This window comes from Staphylococcus sp. EG-SA-14, assembly GCF_017151935.1.
Classification (GTDB): domain Bacteria; phylum Bacillota; class Bacilli; order Staphylococcales; family Staphylococcaceae; genus Staphylococcus; species Staphylococcus aureus.
Genome location: NZ_JACVZM010000005.1, coordinates 83,203 through 101,422 on the forward strand (window position 1 = coordinate 83,203; position 18,220 = coordinate 101,422).

General features: G+C 33.7%; 18 protein-coding genes, 1 pseudogene and 1 other annotated feature. Of the genes and pseudogenes, 11 read left to right on the forward strand and 8 right to left on the reverse strand.

Annotated features, from left to right (window positions below; genetic code table 11):
- Positions 1-49 precede the first annotated feature (49 nt).
- Positions 50-1,231: an acetyl-CoA C-acetyltransferase gene (locus tag IDG63_RS05200; protein WP_000199069.1), complete on the forward strand. Its 1,182-nt coding sequence runs from the start codon at positions 50-52 to the stop codon at positions 1,229-1,231.
- An 82-nt stretch (positions 1,232-1,313) separates the two neighbouring features.
- Here the strand turns inward: IDG63_RS05200 and IDG63_RS05205 are convergent, their stop codons facing one another.
- Genes IDG63_RS05205 through IDG63_RS05225 form a run of 5 tightly spaced genes read right to left on the reverse strand, consistent with a single transcriptional unit; the run spans position 1,314 to position 8,404 of the window.
- Positions 1,314-2,066 carry a cyclase family protein gene (locus IDG63_RS05205; RefSeq protein WP_000195904.1) on the reverse strand — a complete coding sequence of 251 codons (753 nt, stop codon included), beginning with the start codon at positions 2,064-2,066 and terminating at the stop codon, positions 1,314-1,316.
- A 42-nt stretch (positions 2,067-2,108) separates the two neighbouring features.
- Positions 2,109-4,337, reverse strand: a complete 2,229-nt coding sequence (gene metE, locus IDG63_RS05210; RefSeq protein WP_000207619.1) for a 5-methyltetrahydropteroyltriglutamate--homocysteine S-methyltransferase — start codon at positions 4,335-4,337, stop codon at positions 2,109-2,111.
- Positions 4,334-6,175 carry a bifunctional homocysteine S-methyltransferase/methylenetetrahydrofolate reductase gene (locus tag IDG63_RS05215; RefSeq protein ID WP_000077320.1) on the reverse strand — a complete coding sequence of 614 codons (1,842 nt, stop codon included), beginning with the start codon at positions 6,173-6,175 and terminating at the stop codon, positions 4,334-4,336. Before IDG63_RS05215 ends, metE begins: the two co-directional genes overlap by 4 nt.
- Positions 6,144-7,304, reverse strand: coding sequence for a cystathionine beta-lyase MetC (gene metC, locus IDG63_RS05220; protein WP_000175846.1), 1,161 nt, complete (start codon positions 7,302-7,304; stop codon positions 6,144-6,146). The genes IDG63_RS05215 and metC overlap by 32 nt, the downstream gene beginning before the upstream one ends.
- Positions 7,301-8,404 (reverse strand): aminotransferase class I/II-fold pyridoxal phosphate-dependent enzyme, encoded by a 1,104-nt coding sequence (locus IDG63_RS05225; protein ID WP_000655703.1) that lies wholly within the window; start codon positions 8,402-8,404, stop codon positions 7,301-7,303. The genes metC and IDG63_RS05225 overlap by 4 nt, the downstream gene beginning before the upstream one ends.
- Positions 8,405-8,469: 65 nt before the next feature.
- Positions 8,470-8,839: a binding site (T-box leader), on the reverse strand.
- Between the two features lie 228 nt (positions 8,840-9,067).
- Here IDG63_RS05225 and IDG63_RS05230 point away from each other — a divergent pair.
- The 4 genes from IDG63_RS05230 to ychF all read left to right on the forward strand — a co-directional run bounded on the left by IDG63_RS05230 (position 9,068) and on the right by ychF (position 12,293).
- Complete coding sequence (locus tag IDG63_RS05230) at positions 9,068-9,913, forward strand: ParB/RepB/Spo0J family partition protein (RefSeq protein WP_001566903.1); 846 nt, start codon at positions 9,068-9,070, stop codon at positions 9,911-9,913.
- A 156-nt stretch (positions 9,914-10,069) separates the two neighbouring features.
- Positions 10,070-10,951: a mechanosensitive ion channel family protein gene (locus tag IDG63_RS05235; protein ID WP_001077602.1), complete on the forward strand. Its 882-nt coding sequence runs from the start codon at positions 10,070-10,072 to the stop codon at positions 10,949-10,951.
- 29 nt (positions 10,952-10,980) lie between these two features.
- On the forward strand, positions 10,981-11,184 hold the full coding sequence (locus tag IDG63_RS05240) for a DUF951 domain-containing protein (protein WP_000157349.1): 204 nt from the start codon (positions 10,981-10,983) through the stop codon (positions 11,182-11,184).
- An 11-nt stretch (positions 11,185-11,195) separates the two neighbouring features.
- The gene (ychF, locus tag IDG63_RS05245; protein ID WP_001218732.1) at positions 11,196-12,293 is read left to right on the forward strand and encodes a redox-regulated ATPase YchF; all 1,098 of its coding nucleotides are present in this window, start codon (positions 11,196-11,198) and stop codon (positions 12,291-12,293) included.
- Positions 12,294-12,378: 85 nt separating this feature from the next.
- Here the strand turns inward: ychF and IDG63_RS05250 are convergent, their stop codons facing one another.
- On the reverse strand, positions 12,379-12,570 hold the full coding sequence (locus IDG63_RS05250; RefSeq protein ID WP_001052483.1) for a hypothetical protein: 192 nt from the start codon (positions 12,568-12,570) through the stop codon (positions 12,379-12,381).
- 243 nt (positions 12,571-12,813) lie between these two features.
- Between IDG63_RS05250 and rpsF the strand changes: the two genes are divergently transcribed.
- Genes rpsF through rpsR form a run of 3 tightly spaced genes read left to right on the forward strand, consistent with a single transcriptional unit; the run spans position 12,814 to position 13,928 of the window.
- Positions 12,814-13,110: a 30S ribosomal protein S6 gene (gene rpsF, locus IDG63_RS05255; RefSeq protein ID WP_001261460.1), complete on the forward strand. Its 297-nt coding sequence runs from the start codon at positions 12,814-12,816 to the stop codon at positions 13,108-13,110.
- Positions 13,111-13,130: 20 nt separating this feature from the next.
- Positions 13,131-13,634 carry a single-stranded DNA-binding protein gene (gene ssb, locus IDG63_RS05260; RefSeq protein WP_000934799.1) on the forward strand — a complete coding sequence of 168 codons (504 nt, stop codon included), beginning with the start codon at positions 13,131-13,133 and terminating at the stop codon, positions 13,632-13,634.
- A 51-nt stretch (positions 13,635-13,685) separates the two neighbouring features.
- Positions 13,686-13,928: a 30S ribosomal protein S18 gene (gene rpsR / locus IDG63_RS05265; RefSeq protein ID WP_000897044.1), complete on the forward strand. Its 243-nt coding sequence runs from the start codon at positions 13,686-13,688 to the stop codon at positions 13,926-13,928.
- A gap of 265 nt (positions 13,929-14,193) precedes the next feature.
- Here rpsR and IDG63_RS05270 read toward each other — a convergent pair whose 3' ends face one another.
- Together IDG63_RS05270 and IDG63_RS05275 are read right to left on the reverse strand one after the other, a co-directional pair.
- Positions 14,194-15,132: an Abi family protein gene (locus IDG63_RS05270; RefSeq protein ID WP_001817700.1), complete on the reverse strand. Its 939-nt coding sequence runs from the start codon at positions 15,130-15,132 to the stop codon at positions 14,194-14,196.
- Positions 15,133-15,170: 38 nt separating this feature from the next.
- Positions 15,171-15,871 (reverse strand): annotated as a pseudogene (locus IDG63_RS05275) (tyrosine-type recombinase/integrase); the annotation flags it as partial.
- A gap of 206 nt (positions 15,872-16,077) precedes the next feature.
- On the opposite strand from IDG63_RS05275, the gene selX reads away from it, so the two are divergent.
- The 3 genes from selX to IDG63_RS05290 all read left to right on the forward strand — a co-directional run bounded on the left by selX (position 16,078) and on the right by IDG63_RS05290 (position 18,179).
- On the forward strand, positions 16,078-16,689 hold the full coding sequence (gene selX / locus IDG63_RS05280) for an enterotoxin-like toxin X (protein WP_000475328.1): 612 nt from the start codon (positions 16,078-16,080) through the stop codon (positions 16,687-16,689).
- 368 nt (positions 16,690-17,057) lie between these two features.
- Positions 17,058-17,426 (forward strand): YxeA family protein, encoded by a 369-nt coding sequence (locus IDG63_RS05285; protein WP_000849169.1) that lies wholly within the window; start codon positions 17,058-17,060, stop codon positions 17,424-17,426.
- A gap of 180 nt (positions 17,427-17,606) precedes the next feature.
- The gene (locus IDG63_RS05290) at positions 17,607-18,179 is read left to right on the forward strand and encodes a PepSY domain-containing protein (RefSeq protein WP_000769720.1); all 573 of its coding nucleotides are present in this window, start codon (positions 17,607-17,609) and stop codon (positions 18,177-18,179) included.
- The last annotated feature ends 41 nt before the right edge of the window (positions 18,180-18,220 follow it).

The following is an 18,220-nucleotide window of genomic DNA, read 5'->3' on the forward strand; positions in this document are numbered from 1 at the left end:
AGACGTATTAGTAATAAAATTGTATATATCATAAGGAGATGAATATGACATGACGAGAGTCGTATTAGCAGCAGCATACAGGACACCTATTGGCGTTTTTGGAGGTGCGTTTAAAGACGTGCCAGCCTATGATTTAGGTGCGACTTTAATAGAACATATTATTAAAGAGACGGGTTTGAATCCAAGTGAGATTGATGAAGTTATCATCGGTAACGTACTACAAGCAGGACAAGGACAAAATCCAGCACGAATTGCTGCTATGAAAGGTGGCTTGCCAGAAACAGTACCTGCATTTACAGTGAATAAAGTATGTGGTTCTGGGTTAAAGTCGATTCAATTAGCATATCAATCTATTGTGACTGGTGAAAATGACATCGTGCTAGCTGGCGGTATGGAGAATATGTCTCAGTCACCAATGCTTGTCAACAACAGTCGCTTTGGTTTTAAAATGGGACATCAATCAATGGTTGATAGCATGGTATATGATGGTTTAACAGATGTATTTAATCAATATCATATGGGTATTACTGCTGAAAATTTAGTAGAGCAATATGGTATTTCAAGAGAAGAACAAGATACATTTGCTGTAAACTCACAACAAAAAGCAGTACGTGCACAGCAAAATGGTGAATTTGATAGTGAAATAGTTCCAGTATCGATTCCTCAACGTAAAGGTGAACCAATCTTAGTCACTAAGGATGAAGGTGTACGTGAAAATGTATCAGTCGAAAAATTAAGTCGCTTAAGACCAGCTTTCAAAAAAGACGGGACAGTTACAGCAGGTAATGCATCAGGAATCAATGATGGTGCTGCGATGATGTTAGTCATGTCAGAAGACAAAGCTAAAGAATTAAATATCGAACCATTGGCAGTGCTTGATGGCTTTGGAAGTCATGGCGTAGATCCTTCTATTATGGGTATTGCACCAGTTGGCGCTGTAGAAAAGGCTTTGAAACGTAGTAAAAAAGAATTAAGCGATATTGATGTATTTGAATTAAATGAAGCATTTGCAGCACAATCATTAGCTGTTGATCGTGAATTAAAATTACCTCCTGAAAAGGTGAATGTTAAAGGTGGCGCTATTGCATTAGGACACCCTATTGGTGCATCTGGTGCTAGAGTTTTAGTGACATTATTGCATCAACTGAATGATGAAGTTGAAACTGGTTTAACATCATTGTGTATTGGTGGCGGTCAAGCTATCGCTGCAGTTGTATCAAAGTATAAATAATAAGAAAACAGGTTATCACAACAGTATTAATTACATGTTGGCATAACCTGTTTTTATTTGTTTATGGATTTATTGGGTAATATTAGTCATTTGATGGTTTAATTGCAAATGCTCTAACAGGGAACCCAGGTGCATCTTTTGGTTTAGGGCTGATAGCGTAAATGATGGCGCCACGAGTTGGTAATTGATCTAAATTAGTTAATAACTCGACTTGGTATTTATCCTGACCAAGAATATAACGTTCGCCAACTAAATCACCATTTTTTACAACGTCCACAGATGCATCGGTATCGAATGTTTCATGACCAACAGCTTCAACACGACGTTCTTCAATTAAGTACTTCAAAGCATCTAATCCCCAACCCGGTGCATGTTGTTGTCCGTTCGCATCTTTGTTTTCAAACGTTTCAATATTAGGCCAACGTTTTGACCAATCGGTACGAAGTGCAACAAAAGTGCCAGGTTCAATAGTACCATGCTCTTTTTCCCATGCTTCTATATGCGCACGTGTTACGATGAAATCATTGTTGTTCGCTACTTCTGTTGAACAGTCTAATACAATTAACGGCAATACCAATTCTTTTAAATCAATGTCTTCTAAATAACGTTTATTCTCGACAAAGTGAATTGGTGCATCAATGTGAGTACCATATTGCGTTACAATATTCCAACGTTGCACATAGAAACCATGATCTTTAACCGTGAATAAAGTTGAAACTTCGCCTTTTTCAAACTCACTAAAACGTGGTATTTCCGGATCGAACGTATGCGTTAAATCAACCCAAGTTGCTTGTTTTAAAGTATTTAATTGTTGCCATAAAGGATATTGTGTCATAAAATCACCCGTTTTTAGTTTATTATATGATAAATGCTGCGATTATTCTTGGCGTTTAGCTTTAACAGCATTCACAAGCACAGTCAATGCATCTTTAACTTCTTCTTCTTTTCGCGTTTTCAAACCACAGTCAGGGTTTACCCAGAATAATGAGCGGTCGATTTGTTGTAGTGAACGATTGATTGCTGTAGTAATTTCTTCTTTTGTTGGAATACGTGGACTATGAATATCATATACACCTAGACCAATACCTAAATCATAATTAATATCTTCAAAGTCTTTAATTAAATCACCATGGCTACGAGATGTTTCAATTGAAATAACATCAGCATCTAAGTCATGAATAGCATGAATGATTTGACCGAATTGAGAATAACACATATGTGTATGGATTTGAGTTTCATCACGAACTGAAGACGTTGCAAGTTTAAATGATAAAACAGCATCTTTAAGATATTGTTCGTGATATTCAGAGCGTAATGGTAAGCCTTCACGTAATGCAGGTTCGTCAACTTGGATAACTTTGATTCCTGCAGCTTCAAGTGCTAATACTTCTTCGTTGATTGCTAAAGCAATTTGATCTTGAACGACTTTACGTGGTAAATCAACACGTTCAAATGACCAGTTTAGAATTGTTACAGGTCCAGTTAACATACCTTTAACTGGTTTATCTGTTAAGCTTTGTGCATAAACTGTTTCATCAACAGTTAAAGGCGCTGTCCATTTTACATCACCATAAATGATTGGTGGTTTTACGGCGCGTGAACCATATGATTGCACCCAACCGAATTTAGTTACTAAGAAACCTTGTAATTTTTCTCCGAAGAATTCAACCATGTCATTACGTTCAAATTCACCGTGAACTAATACATCTAAGCCGATGTCTTCTTGAATTTTAATCCATCGAGCAATTTCATTTTTTAAGAATGTTTCATATGCTTCGTCTGTAATGCGTTTGTTCTTCCAATCTGCACGGTATTTTCGAACTTCTCGGCTTTGTGGGAATGATCCAATAGTTGTTGTTGGTAAATCCGGTAAGTTCAAACGTTTTTGTTGTTGTTCAATACGTTGCGCGAATGGTGATTGTCTTGAAGTACGCACGCTTTCGAAATCATAATCTAAGTTTTTGAATGATTGATTTTGGAAACGCTCATAACGTGCTTTTAATTTATCATATTTAACACTATCGTTTTGATTAAATAGGCGACGCAATGCATCTAATTCGTCTAATTTTTCAGTTGCAAAGCTTAAGCCTTCGCCAACACTTGTATCTAATGTTTCATCATCTAAAGATACTGGAACATGTAATAATGAAGATGATGGTTGAATGACAAGTTCATTAGTGTGTGCTAACAATTTATCGATTAAGACTTTTTTAGCTTCAATGTCACTTGCCCACACATTACGACCATCAATAATTCCAGCGTATAATGTTTTTGATTTATCAAAATCTCCAGCTTCAATTTGTTTAAGGTTATAGCCATTATCATGGACAAAGTCTAAACCTAAACCACCAACAGGTAAAGAACTTAAGAATTTAAGATGTGCACGTTCAAAGTATGTTTGAATGACTAATTTTTTAGCAACACCAGCTTTTTCGAAATAGTCATAAGCTTCACGTGTAATATTTTCATAGCTTTCGCTGTCGTCTGTAACTAAGATTGGCTCATCAACTTGAATGTACTCAGCACCTGCATCAATTAATGATTCAAACACTTCTTTATAAAGTGGTAATAACGTTTTAACTTTTTCTTCAAAAGTTTGGTGACCGCCTTTTGATAATTTAACAAAAGTAATCGGACCAACAATGACAGGGTGAGCGTTAACGTTTAAAGATTGGGCATATTTAAAGCGATCTAATAATACGTTGCGACTCACTTTAGGCTCAACATTGTCCCATTCAGGTACGATGTAATGATAGTTAGTGTTAAACCATTTTATAAGTGCACTTGCAACATGGTCTTTATTACCGCGAGCAATATCAAATAATAAATCATCATCAATAGTTCTTCCTTGGAAACGTTCAGGGATGATGTTGAATAATAATGACGTATCTAATATATGGTCATATAAAGAGAAATCACCAACAGGGATGCTATCTAAGTGATAGTACTTTTGTAATAATAAATTTTCTTTATGTAGATCAGTTAATGTTTGATCTAATTCTTCCTTAGAAATCTTCTTTGCCCAATAACTTTCGATGGCTTTTTTCCATTCTCTTTTTCTACCTAATCTTGGGAATCCTAAGTTTGATGTTTTAATTGTTGTCATAATATTGCCTCCTTGTGAGCAGTAATAGATTTTGAGTATGCTGCAAGTTCTAATGAATCTTCGACATTTTGAAACGGTGTGATAATGTATAAACCATTAAAATATTCATGAACAGTATCGATTAAATCCTTTGAAAGCTTAAGACTTAGCTCTCGTGTTTTGGCGTTATCATCTTTAACTGCTTCAAATTGTTGTAAAATTTCATCTGACATCTTGATTCCTGGCACTTCATTATGCAAAAAGAGTGCGTTTTTGTAACTTGCGATAGGCATAATGCCTATGAAAAATGGTTTGTTCAAGTGCTTAGTGGCATGGTAAATTTCAATGATTTTCTCTTTGCTGTACACGGGTTGTGTTATAAAATAAGACATTCCGCTTTCTATCTTTTTCTCTAATCTTTTGACGGCACCATCTAATTTTCGAACATTAGGATTAAAGGCGCCAGCGATGTTGAAGTGTGTACGTTTCTTCAGCGCATCACCGTCAGTGTTAATACCTTGATTAAATCTTAGAGCGAGTTCAGTTAATCCTTTAGAATTAACATCATAGACATTGGTTGCACCTGGTAAGTGACCAACTTTTGAAGGATCACCAGTTATGGCTAATATTTCGTTAACGCCAATGAGCGATAATCCAAGTAAATGGGACTGCAAGCCGATTAAGTTTCGGTCTCGACATGTAATATGTACGAGTGGTTCAATATTGTAATATTGTTTAATTAAGCTTGCAGCAGCAATGTTGCTAATTCTGACAGTTGCCAATGAATTATCTGCGAGTGTTACCGCATCTACATTAGCTTTGTCAAGTTTAGCGATATTTTCAAAAAATCTATCCGTGTCTAAATGTTTCGGTGTATCCAATTCGATAATAACGGTTGGACGTTCTTGAACCTTAGATGTTAATGATTGTCTAACTTTATTTTGAGATGGATTGAAAAGTGCTTTCGTTGGTATCGGAATCACTTTTTTGTCATTAACAGGTTTAAGTGTCTGAATAGATTCTTTAATAAATTTGATGTGCTCTGGCGTTGTACCACAGCAACCACCAATTAAACGAACACCTTCGTGAATTAAATTTTGAGCAACTTGGCCGAAATATTGTGCATTGTCACTATACTTAAATTCACTATTTTCAATATCTAATAAGCTGGCATTTGGATAGCAAGATAAGTATGCGTGCTCTGGTAATTCAATATGTGTGAAAGACTCTTGCATATGGTGCGGGCCATGATGACAATTGAGTCCCACGATGTTGGCACCACATTGAACGAGTTGTTTTAATCCTTCATTGATTGCCTGACCATTAACTAAGTAATTTGTGTTTGAAGCGGTTAATTGAGCAATGATTGGAATGTCGTATTTCTTTCTCGTTCGTGAAATGACATTTGTTAACTCTTCTAGGTCGTAATACGTTTCGAAAAGTAGCGCGTCAACGCCTTCTTCAATTAAGGTGTCTATTTGAATTTCAGTATGATAAAGAATAGTTTGTAAGCTGATATCCTCTTGTTTGATACCTCTAAACCCACCAACTGTGCCTAATATATACGTATCTTTATTTGCTGCTTTTTTTGCAATGCGTACGGCGGCTTGATGTATAGCTTTAACTTTATCTTCAAGACCGAATCGTTTTAACTTTTCAAAATTTGCACCATAAGTATTGGTTTGAATGACATCAGCACCAGCTTCGATATATGAACGATGGATACGTTCAACTTTATCTGGATGGCTAAGATTATATGCTTCTGGACAGGTGTCTAATCCTTCAGAGTATAAAATGGTTCCAATAGCGCCATCAGCTACTAAAACATTATCTTTCAATTGTGTGAGGAATTGACTCATTGAATGCCTCCTTTAATGCGTATTTGATGTCTGCAATGAGTTCATCAGGATCTTCGAGACCAACACTTAATCGGAATAGACCGAAAGTGATACCACGTTCTTGTCTCACTTCTTCAGGTAGTGCAGCGTGAGACATTGTTGCTGGATGTGAAAGGATCGTTTCAACACCGCCCAGACTCACTGAAACGAGTGGTAATGTCAGTGCATCGACAAATTGTTGTGCTTTAGACTCATCAGCTAAACGAAAGCCAATAACGGCACCGCCATTTTTAGCTTGTTCTAAATGAGCAGTAGTGAGTCCCGGATAATAAACTTCTGAAATTTCATCTTGCTTTATTAAAAATGACACGATTTTTTGAGCGTTTTCGACAGATTGTTTAAATCTGATTGGAAAAGTTTTTAAATGTTTAGCAAGTGTCCAGCTATCCTGAGCAGATAACATATTGCCTGTACCATTTTGTATTAAATAAAGAGCGTCACTAATTGCCTCATTATTAGTTATGACAGCACCAGCAATTAAATCGCTATGTCCACTTAAAAATTTTGTAGCACTATGAATGACAATATCAGCGCCAAGTAATAAAGGTGATTGACCTAACGGTGTCATAAATGTATTGTCCACAGCTACCAGTAGTTCATGCTTTTCGGCTATTTTAGAAACAGCTTTGATATCAGTAATTTTAAAACAGGGATTCGATGGTGTTTCGATATAAATTAATTTTGTGTTTGATTGAATGGCACCCTCGATTTGTTCGAGCTTGGTAGTATCTACGGTTGTAAATTCAATATTAAATCGATTCAAAATTTGCTCAGTGAGGCGAAAAGTACCGCCATATACATCATCGGGTAAGATGACATGATCACCAGATTTGAAAGTCAAAAGTACTGCTGAAATAGCAGCAATACCTGATGCAAAAGCAAAAGCGAATTTTCCCTGTTCTAATCGTGCTAACTTCTCTTCTAAAAGTTCACGGTTAGGGTTGCCACTTCGTGCATAATCATATTTAACATCGCCACCAAGACTTGTTTGATGGAATGTTGAAGAATCATAGAGTGGTGGGTTAGCTGAATGATATTCCACACCTCTACGCCAATCGAATATCACTTCTGTCTCTTTTGAAAGTGTCATACAATCTCTCCAATCTGAGCTTTATCTAATGCTTGGATGATATCGCGTTCGATGTCTTCATAATTTTCAACACCTAGTGATAAGCGGATTAAATACTCATCAATGCCACGTTTATCTTTTTCAGCATCTGGCATATCAACATGTGTTTGGGTGTAAGGGAAGGTCACTAATGTTTCAGTACCTCCTAAACTTTCTGCAAAAATGCAAATGTCTAAATTTTCTAATAATTTAGCGACGCTATAGGCCTTGTTAAGTCTTAAACTAAGCATGCCAGTTTGCCCGCTATATAGTACTTCGTCAATTGCTTGAAGTGACTGACATTTTTTAGCAAGTTTTCTAGCGTTTGATTGCGCACGCTCAATGCGTAAATGCAAAGTTTTAAGTCCACGTAACAACAAATAACTATCTATTGGTGAAAGTGTTGCGCCAGTCATGTTGTGAAAATCAAACAACTGTTGCGCGAGTGATTCATCTTTGACGGTTACGACACCTGCTAGTACATCGTTATGTCCGCCAATATATTTCGTGGCTGAATGTAAGACTATATCAGCACCTTCTGCTAGTGGTGTTGAAAGATAAGGTGTTAAAAAAGTATTGTCGATAATTGACAATAAGCCTTTAGCTTTACAAAGTTGATAGTATGGCTTTACATCAATAGCAATCATTTGTGGGTTAGATATTGGTTCAATGAATAATGCAACTGTTTTATCAGTGATTTCTTTTTCAACTTGTTCATAATCTGTAAAATCAACGTACTTAAATTTGATATTGTATTGTTGCTCATAAAATTCAAATAATCTAAATGTGCCGCCGTATAAATCGAATGAAACTAAAATTTCATCGTGTGGTTTAAATAAATTACATATTAATTGAATGGCTGACATTCCACTTGATGTAGCGAATGATGCAATACCATGTTCGAGTTTGGCAAAACAGGTTTCAAATGTTGAGCGTGTAGGATTTTTAGTACGTGTATAATCAAAACCTGTCGATTGTCCTAGTTTTGGATGCTTGTAGGCAGTAGATAAATGGATTGGATTCGCTATAGCACCGGTTGAATCATCGGTTAATGTGATTTGGGCTAACTGTGTATCCTTCATATTAAGACCCTCCTATAAGAAAAAATAAAAAAAGCTTCCGTCCTTCGTACCCGAATGAATCGGATAAAAAGGACGAAAGCTTATGTTTCGCGGTACCACCTTTATTTGTTATTCCATCGCTGAAATAACCTTATTCAGTACGCATTAAAAGTAAATATGCTTACTGAACAATTATCACAATTAAAGTCAGTAAGTAAGGATATAGTAATGTGCTATCCCATACTTATTAACAAAAAATCGTGCGTAAAGAATCCAGTACGCCATTTAACATCAATGTTAATACTGTATCGCTATAACGGGCGAACCCGTAGACACCTCATATTGGCATCAACACTCCAAGGCCATTTTCAAACACGCTTTCAAAATCTTCTCTCAGCTACTAAAGACTCTCTGTATAAGCAGGGTGTGTTTTACTTTCCTCTTTATTGTGTTTACGTTTCATTAAACTGTTATAAGATATTAATTAGCTTACAGAGTAAAAAAAGATTTGTCAACAATTATTCAGAAAATTTTGATTTAAAAGTTAATTTGTTTGTGAAATTGTAATTGGTATCTTGAAGTTGAAAAATGAATTATTTTTTAAATAAAGTGTGGTTAATGGTTGTCTGACTCATTTAGAATACATAAAATATATTTAACTGTTGTTATCAAATAAAAAGTGATGTGAGTGAATTGTCAAAAAGTGAAGATCAACGTATTACTAAAACAAAAGATGAACAAATTAAGCAAATAGATATATCGGATATCAAACCGAATCCGTATCAGCCCCGAAAAACTTTCGATGAAAATCATTTAAATGATTTGGCAGATTCAATTAAGCAATATGGAATTTTGCAACCAATTGTGCTTAGAAAAACAGTTCAAGGTTATTACATTGTAGTTGGTGAAAGAAGGTTTAGAGCTTCGAAAATTGCTGGTCTAAAATACGTATCAGCGATTATCAAAGATTTAACAGATGAAGATATGATGGAACTGGCGGTCATCGAAAATTTACAACGAGAAGACTTAAATGCGATTGAAGAAGCTGAAAGTTATCAACGTTTGATGACAGATTTGAAAATTACACAACAAGAAGTAGCGAAGCGATTGAGTAAGTCGCGCCCGTATATAGCGAATATGTTGAGGTTATTACATTTGCCGAAAAAGATTGCTGACATGGTAAAAGATGGGCGACTGACAAGTGCACATGGACGAACGTTATTGGCAATTAAAGATGAACAACAAATGCTTAGGTTAGCGAAACGGGTTGTTAAAGAAAAGTGGAGTGTTAGATATTTAGAAAACCATGTTAATGAATTAAAAAATGTTTCGTCAAAGTCGGAAACAGACAAAGTAGATATAACTAAGCCTAAATTTATAAAGCAACAAGAACGACAGTTGCGAGAACAGTATGGTACCAAAGTAGATATATCAATAAAAAAATCGGTTGGTAAAATCTCATTTGAGTTTGATTCACAAGAAGATTTTCTAAGAATAATTGAACAATTAAATCGTAGGTATGGTAAATAGTTACACAATTTTATATAATAACTCTTTGTGCAAGTGTAAATAAATTGTAATCAGTGAACATTTGATTCTAGATATATTGAGACTTTCGTAGGTTGGAAGTATATAAAAATATGAATACAATATTGATATATCATATAGAAGGGAGTAACGCTTATCATGAATCAAGTCATGAATATTATTTCATCTCTATTTGAGCCATTAACAAAAATAGAAACATATGAAAACATTGCAACTAAAATCGCTATGATTGTTATTTATATTATCGTAGCCCTCATAGTTATTAAAATACTGAATAAAATGATTGAACAGGGATTTAAGATTCAAAATAAGAGTAAAAAGAGTAACAAAAAGCGCTCTAAAACTTTAATATCTCTTGTTCAAAATGTAGTGAAGTATATCGTTTGGTTTATAGTTATTACGACGATTTTAAGTAAATTTGGCATTAGTGTTGAAGGTGTTATTGCAAGTGCTGGTGTCGTAGGTTTAGCAGTAGGTTTTGGTGCTCAAACCATTGTTAAAGACGTTATTACTGGATTTTTCATTATATTTGAAAGTCAATTTGATGTAGGTGATTATGTTAAAATAAACAATGGTGGTACGACTGTGGCAGAGGGAACGGTTAAATCAATAGGACTTCGTTCAACACGAATCAATACAATTTCAGGAGAATTAACAATTTTACCAAATAGTAGTATGGGTGAAATAACGAACTACTCAATTACAAATGGTACAGCTATCGTTAAAATTCCAGTGTCTGTCGAAGAAAACATTGATAATGTTGATAAAAAACTAAACAAACTATTTACTTCTTTACGTAGTAAATATTACTTATTTGTTAGTGATCCGGTTGTTATTGGTATTGATGCTATTGAAGATACAAGAGTAATATTGAGAATATCTGCAGAAACAATTCCAGGTGAAGGATTTGCTGGAGCTCGAATTATTCGCAAAGAAGTACAAAAAATGTTTTTACAAGAAGGTATTAAAACACCTCAACCAATTATGACTGCTTATAATCATAGTGAAAACGGTGTTTAGTAGTTTATAATACATGGAGGTCATATTTAATGGCGTCAAAATATGGAATAAATGATATAGTAGAAATGAAAAAACAACATGCGTGTGGAACAAACCGTTTTAAGATTATTAGAATGGGTACAGACATAAGAATTAAATGTGAAAATTGTCAAAGAAGTATTATGATTCCACGTCAAACGTTTGATAAAAAACTTAAAAAAATCATCGAATCTCATGATGATACACAAAGATAGGAGAATGATTAATGGCTTTAACAGCAGGTATCGTTGGATTGCCAAACGTTGGTAAATCAACATTATTTAATGCAATAACAAAAGCAGGTGCTTTAGCAGCGAACTATCCATTCGCTACGATTGATCCTAATGTAGGGATAGTAGAAGTGCCAGATGCTAGATTACTTAAATTAGAAGAAATGGTTCAACCTAAAAAGACATTGCCGACTACATTTGAATTTACAGATATCGCTGGTATTGTGAAAGGTGCTTCAAAGGGAGAAGGGTTAGGTAATAAATTCTTATCACATATTAGAGAAGTAGATGCGATTTGTCAGGTCGTTCGTGCATTTGATGATGATAACGTAACTCATGTTGCTGGTCGAGTAGACCCTATTGATGATATTGAAGTTATTAATATGGAATTAGTACTAGCGGACTTAGAATCTGTTGAGAAACGTTTGCCTAGAATTGAAAAATTAGCACGTCAAAAAGATAAGACTGCTGAAATGGAAGTACGTATTTTAACAACTATTAAAGAAGCTTTAGAAAATGGTAAACCCGCTCGTAGTATTGACTTTAATGAAGAAGATCAAAAATGGGTGAATCAAGCGCAATTACTGACTTCTAAAAAAATGCTTTATATCGCTAATGTTGGTGAAGATGAAATTGGTGATGATGATAATGATAAAGTAAAAGCGATTCGTGAATATGCAGCGCAAGAAGACTCTGAAGTGATTGTTATTAGTGCAAAAATTGAAGAAGAAATTGCTACATTAGATGATGAAGATAAAGAAATGTTCTTAGAAGATTTAGGTATCGAAGAACCAGGATTAGATCGATTAATTAGAACAACTTATGAATTATTAGGATTATCAACATATTTTACTGCTGGTGTGCAAGAAGTACGTGCTTGGACATTTAAACAAGGTATGACTGCACCTCAATGTGCTGGTATCATTCATACTGATTTTGAACGTGGATTTATCCGTGCCGAAGTAACAAGTTATGACGACTATGTACAATATGGTGGCGAAAGTGGCGCTAAAGAAGCGGGCAGACAACGATTAGAAGGTAAAGAATATATTATGCAAGATGGTGATATCGTTCATTTCAGATTTAATGTATAAACGATAGAGTGAAGTTAATTAAATAGTATATATGGAGAAGAGGCGGAATCAATTGTTCGCCTCTTTTAATTATGCGTATAATTTATTAAAAGAATGGAATAATTTTACTCGCGTTAATAATATCTTGAGTGCTGAAAAATTGTTTGCCTTCGCCAGTATAAGCAGGCTCTAAAACAAGATTAGCCTTTGCACAATAAAGCCATTCAGGATGAATGCCACTATTAAGTATCTCTTGGAATTCTTGAAAATCTTTAGACCAATCAATATTTAAATTCATTCCTTACCACCTCACAACTATTATAGAACACGTGTTCGCTTTTGTGAAGTGTATTTTTAAAAATATCATAGAAAATTTCAAATGAATTAATGTCAAAAATGATATGAAGAGTAGTTTGAATTATTATTGTAAAAAGTAATGGCGCATGATATAATTCTTTATTGTGAGTAATGAAAATTATTCCTTGCTTATCTGTTTTAAGATTGATAAGCCGTATAGACCACAAGGAGGTGCAAATATAAAATGAGAACATATGAAGTTATGTACATCGTACGCCCAAACATTGAGGAAGATGCTAAAAAAGCGTTAGTTGAACGTTTCAACGGCATCTTAGCTACTGAAGGTGCAGAAGTTTTAGAAGCAAAAGACTGGGGTAAACGTCGCCTAGCTTATGAAATCAATGATTTCAAAGATGGCTTCTACAACATCGTACGTGTTAAATCTGATAACAACAAAGCTACTGACGAATTCCAACGTCTAGCTAAAATCAGTGACGATATCATTCGTTACATGGTTATTCGTGAAGACGAAGACAAGTAATAATTAGAGGGGGCGTTTAAATGCTAAATAGAGTTGTATTAGTAGGTCGTTTAACGAAAGATCCGGAATACAGAACCACTCCCTCAGGTGTGAGTGTAGCGACATTCACTCTTGCAGTAAATCGTACGTTCACGAATGCTCAAGGGGAGCGCGAAGCAGATTTTATTAACTGTGTTGTTTTTAGAAGACAAGCAGATAATGTAAATAACTATTTATCTAAAGGTAGTTTAGCTGGTGTAGATGGTCGCTTACAATCCCGTAATTATGAAAATCAAGAAGGTCGTCGTGTGTTTGTTACTGAAGTTGTGTGTGATAGTGTTCAATTCCTTGAACCTAAAAATGCGCAACAAAATGGTGGCCAACGTCAACAAAATGAATTCCAAGATTACGGTCAAGGATTCGGTGGTCAACAATCAGGACAAAACAATTCGTACAATAATTCATCAAACACGAAACAATCTGATAATCCATTTGCAAATGCAAACGGACCGATTGATATAAGTGATGATGACTTACCATTCTAATAAAAATTAACGAAATTAAAGCGAAAAAATTATCAAAGGAGGCACACAATCATGGCAGGTGGACCAAGAAGAGGCGGACGTCGTCGTAAAAAAGTATGCTATTTCACAGCAAATGGTATTACACATATCGACTACAAAGACACTGAATTATTAAAACGTTTTATCTCAGAACGCGGTAAAATTTTACCACGTCGTGTAACTGGTACTTCAGCTAAATATCAACGTATGTTGACTACAGCTATCAAACGTTCTCGTCATATGGCATTATTACCATATGTTAAAGAAGAACAATAATATATAATTTATTGTCAAACCCCGTAGGCATAGGCTTACGGGGCTTTTTGTGTTTTGGGGTATAGAAAAAGGGCAAAAAAGGATGATGTGAATGTTTTGTGTTCGGAATTTGCACAAAGATATGTTTATATTGCAAAAATAATATGAATTTAGATGCATAAAAAAAGAACTACGCATTTTAAATAAAATGCATAGCTCTTCTTTTTCTTGCATACGAATTAAAATAACTCGCGAGACCTATAAGTCTCTTTCCTCACTAGATAGTTTATACTTTTGGTCTGTTGAAGTCAATAATTTTATCTAAAGCTATAAAAAATCTTTTGATAGCTAATGCATTATTATAATAGCTTTCGTTTCTTTTATATCGCTTTTGAAGTTGGTCCAAATCGTGATATCTTGCTTGGATAATTGCATTACTACAAACTTGATTATGTAATTCTAGCGTAGCGAAAGTATCTATGAAATTTTTTATTCCGAACATGTTTCTAGATATGCCTATATTATTCCCTTTTTCAAATAAATATTGAGGTGATCTACTGTCATAATTTAGATTTGCTATGATGGGTTGGTTATGAGCTGATTTGTTTCTTATATTTTTAACTAAAGGCATTAAAATATTAGCAACTCTCAATTCTTCGTCATTGTACTTCTTGTAATAGAAGTTGAGAAACGAAACGAATTGACCTAGTTGCATGAATTCAATGCAAACCCATGCGGGTGGATTTTGATAGTATTTATTCAACTTCTCGGGTAGTTGTCCTCGTTTATTCATATGCTTGAATATTTCGTTTTTATTTTTGATTTTGGTTTCCATAACTTCTTCTGGTGTTCTTGAATTTGTGTCAAAATTTGAATTGCTATATGATTTATCAATACATAAGAACTCATCTATTATTTTATAACCATCTTCTTGGTTATTTTCTGTTATTAGTTTTAAGACTAGACACTTTAAACTATGTTCAATATCTAAAGTTAAATGCAACATTGTGTATCTTAATTTCATATCTATAGTTGCTAAATCTGATAAATAAGCAAATTCTATGAAATAGCCGCCATTCTTTTTTTCGAAATTTTTTCGGAAATAAGCTAGTTTGAAGAAGTAATTATTTTTTCTAAGAATTTCATTTGCTTTTTCGGTGTCAATAATATTAAAAAATATATTCATCTGTTTTAATTTCGCTATTTGCTCATCAAAATTGAGCATAGGCTTAATTTCTGCTAGTGTATCATCTTTTTCCAATTTTAACTCCCCAATCGTTCAAATTTATTCATCATATCTTTCGCCATCTGATTAGTAACATGTGTGTATATCTCTAGATTTTTTTATAATCTGAATGACCTACATGCTCTTGCATTGCTTTTAAGTTAATACCTAATTGAGCAAGTGTAGATATATGCGAATGATGTAATGTATGCGTTGTTATAGGTTTCTTAATAGAACTAATATCAGCGCCCCCCTTTAATAATGTTGCTAATTTTGTTCGAGTCGATAGGGCCACCAGCTGCATTTGTGAATATGTACCCTATATTAATAAACTTATCATTACAAGCATAAGTGTTCTTAGTAAGTCGATGCTATGGATAGTGAGGCCTATAGCCCTATAGCTGTTACTTGTTCTAGTTGTCTCTTTTACTCCGAATGCTTCCGTCTTTTTTCAGTTTCCCAATTAACTTTACCGTCGATATCTAGCGTTTTATCTTCATAGTTTATATTTTCTCTCTTTATTGCAAGTAGCTCACCGATACGCATGCCATTAGCAATTTGAAACTGTACCATAGCTTTTACCATTTTATAATTACGTTTTGTCGTTGGATATTTTTATACTTAATTACATAGTCGAAACAATCCAGTAACTCCTTATCTTCATTATCTTCTAAAGTGTTATTACGTTTAGCTAGTAACGCATCACTATAGGGATATCTATTTTATCTATTACACATATAACTTTGAATTGCTTACTATTTTAAATTAACAAATTCTATTCGCATAGATTTTGTCCAATTATGTGTAGACGATTTATAGTTATTAAAGACAAAGTGATAGAAAATTAAAGTTAATCAAGAGTTAAGATGAATTTAATTCATGAACACGTCTATTATTTTTATAATTGTAGCAAATAAAAGCTTTACATCAAGGAGGTAATTAAATATGTTCAAAAAATATGACTCAAAAAATTCAATCGTATTAAAATCTATTCTATCGCTAGGTATCATCTATGGGGGAACATTTGGAATATATCCAAATGCAGACGCGTCAACACAAAATTCCCCAAGTGTACAAGATAAACAATTCCAAAAAGTTGAAGAAGTACCAAATAATTCAGAAAAAGCTTTGGTTAAAAAACTGTACGATAGATACAGCAAGGGTACAATAAATGGAAAATCTAATAAATCTAGGAATTGGGTTTATTCAGAGAGACCTTTAAATGAAAATCAAGTTCGTATACATTTAGAAGGAACATACAGAGTTGCTGATAGAGTGTATACACCTAAGAGGAACATTACCCTTAATAAAGAAGTTGTCACTTTAAAAGAATTGGATCATATCATAAGATTTGCTCATATTTCTTATGGCTTATATATGGGAGAACATTTGCCTAAAGGTAACATCGTCATAAATACAAAAGATGGCGGTAAATATACATTAGAGTCGCATAAAGAGCTACAAAAAGATAGGGAAAATGTAAAAATTAATACAGCCGATATAAAAAATGTAACTTTCAAACTTGTGAAAAGTGTTAATGACATTGAACAAGTTTGAAATTAAGTTAAATTAGTATATATAGTGTTTTATCGCTAATACTTTGAAAGTTAGGTATCTATAGGTGCCTAGCTTTCTTTGTTATGATTAGCACCATCATATAGAAAATTCTTTAATGACTTTTATGCCGAAATCTACAAAAATAATTTCTCTTTTATGGTTAATCAATATGTTTTTACATTCGACAACCTTAAAATTAACTTCTTTCAATTCCATAATAAAGTCTCTATAAAATAACTTAGTTTAAAAATGATTCGTATCTTTCAGATTCAAATACCATCATTTTCTCCTAATACTTACACTTTAATTACAATTATGTAAGTTGTTTTCAGAGGCATCCTATTTTATATTTTGTCAGAGGTGATCTTTTGAAAACGATTTTAAAAACAATAACATATCTTGCACTTACTATCATTGGCGCTTATGCTGCTTTATTCATTTTAAAAACAATAGACTCTCATGGTATAACAGATCAATTTAACCCATTAGTAAAGGAAGATGTTTCTTATGTTAAAACAACAGAGGTGTCTACTAGAATGGATGATCAACTCCGAAGTTATAGTCAAAGTGCTTTTAATAAAGAAGGGAAAGAGACGCAATTAATGTATACTGCTACATTTGATGTTAAACCGCATAGATACTTGAAAATTACACATAAAGGTCATCACGTAGAAACTTTTGAAGAAGTTGAAAAGGAAGAAGTACCAAAGAAAGCATTAGACAAACTGAGTCGATAATAGCATGCTTATATTACATGGTTCATTTATAAAAGTAGTACGAACGAAAGTAACGCATGACGATTAATTTAAAAATATTTGTAATAATTATGAATAAAATTAAAAACAAGGGGTAATACAATCTATATAGCATATAAGCTTTTGTTATGAGTTTCAAAAATAGGAAGAGAGAGTGATATTATGAAATTAAAATCATTAGCAGTGTTATCAATGTCAGCGGTGGTGCTTACTGCATGTGGCAATGATACTCCAAAAGATGAAACAAAATCAACAGAATCAAATACTAATCAAGACACTAATACAACAAAAGATGTTATTGCATTAAAAGATGTTAAAACAAGCCCAGAAGATGCTGTAAAAAAAGCTGAAGAAACTTACAAAGGTCAAAAGTTAAAAGGAATTTCATTTGAAAATTCTAATGGTGAATGGGCTTATAAAGTGACGCAACAAAAATCTGGTGAAGAGTCAGAAGTACTTGTTGCTGATAAAAATAAAAAAGTGATTAACAAAAAGACTGAAAAAGAAGATACAATGAATGAAAATGATAACTTTAAATATAGCGATGCTATAGATTACAAAAAAGCCATTAAAGAAGGACAAAAAGAATTTGATGGTGATATTAAAGAATGGTCACTTGAAAAAGATGATGGCAAACTTGTTTACAATATCGATTTGAAAAAAGGTAATAAAAAACAAGAAGTTACTGTTGATGCTAAGAACGGTAAAGTATTAAAGAGTGAGCAAGATCACTAAAAAGATTCGTTGCATTAACGCTTGTAAAATGTCTTAATTCA

Excerpts from the sequence above, each read along its gene's own strand:
- IDG63_RS05200 (WP_000199069.1), top strand. The coding sequence starts at position 50 with ATGACGAGAGTCGTATTAGCAGCAGCATACAGGACACCTATTGGCGTT.
- IDG63_RS05205 (WP_000195904.1), bottom strand. The coding sequence starts at position 2,066 with ATGACACAATATCCTTTATGGCAACAATTAAATACTTTAAAACAAGCA.
- metE (WP_000207619.1), bottom strand. The coding sequence starts at position 4,337 with ATGACAACAATTAAAACATCAAACTTAGGATTCCCAAGATTAGGTAGA.
- IDG63_RS05215 (WP_000077320.1), bottom strand. The coding sequence starts at position 6,175 with ATGAGTCAATTCCTCACACAATTGAAAGATAATGTTTTAGTAGCTGAT.
- metC (WP_000175846.1), bottom strand. The coding sequence starts at position 7,304 with ATGACACTTTCAAAAGAGACAGAAGTGATATTCGATTGGCGTAGAGGT.
- IDG63_RS05225 (WP_000655703.1), bottom strand. The coding sequence starts at position 8,404 with ATGAAGGATACACAGTTAGCCCAAATCACATTAACCGATGATTCAACC.
- IDG63_RS05235 (WP_001077602.1), top strand. The coding sequence starts at position 10,070 with ATGAATCAAGTCATGAATATTATTTCATCTCTATTTGAGCCATTAACA.
- IDG63_RS05240 (WP_000157349.1), top strand. The coding sequence starts at position 10,981 with ATGGCGTCAAAATATGGAATAAATGATATAGTAGAAATGAAAAAACAA.
- ychF (WP_001218732.1), top strand. The coding sequence starts at position 11,196 with ATGGCTTTAACAGCAGGTATCGTTGGATTGCCAAACGTTGGTAAATCA.
- IDG63_RS05250 (WP_001052483.1), bottom strand. The coding sequence starts at position 12,570 with ATGAATTTAAATATTGATTGGTCTAAAGATTTTCAAGAATTCCAAGAG.
- rpsF (WP_001261460.1), top strand. The coding sequence starts at position 12,814 with ATGAGAACATATGAAGTTATGTACATCGTACGCCCAAACATTGAGGAA.
- ssb (WP_000934799.1), top strand. The coding sequence starts at position 13,131 with ATGCTAAATAGAGTTGTATTAGTAGGTCGTTTAACGAAAGATCCGGAA.
- rpsR (WP_000897044.1), top strand. The coding sequence starts at position 13,686 with ATGGCAGGTGGACCAAGAAGAGGCGGACGTCGTCGTAAAAAAGTATGC.
- IDG63_RS05270 (WP_001817700.1), bottom strand. The coding sequence starts at position 15,132 with ATGCTCAATTTTGATGAGCAAATAGCGAAATTAAAACAGATGAATATA.
- selX (WP_000475328.1), top strand. The coding sequence starts at position 16,078 with ATGTTCAAAAAATATGACTCAAAAAATTCAATCGTATTAAAATCTATT.
- IDG63_RS05290 (WP_000769720.1), top strand. The coding sequence starts at position 17,607 with ATGAAATTAAAATCATTAGCAGTGTTATCAATGTCAGCGGTGGTGCTT.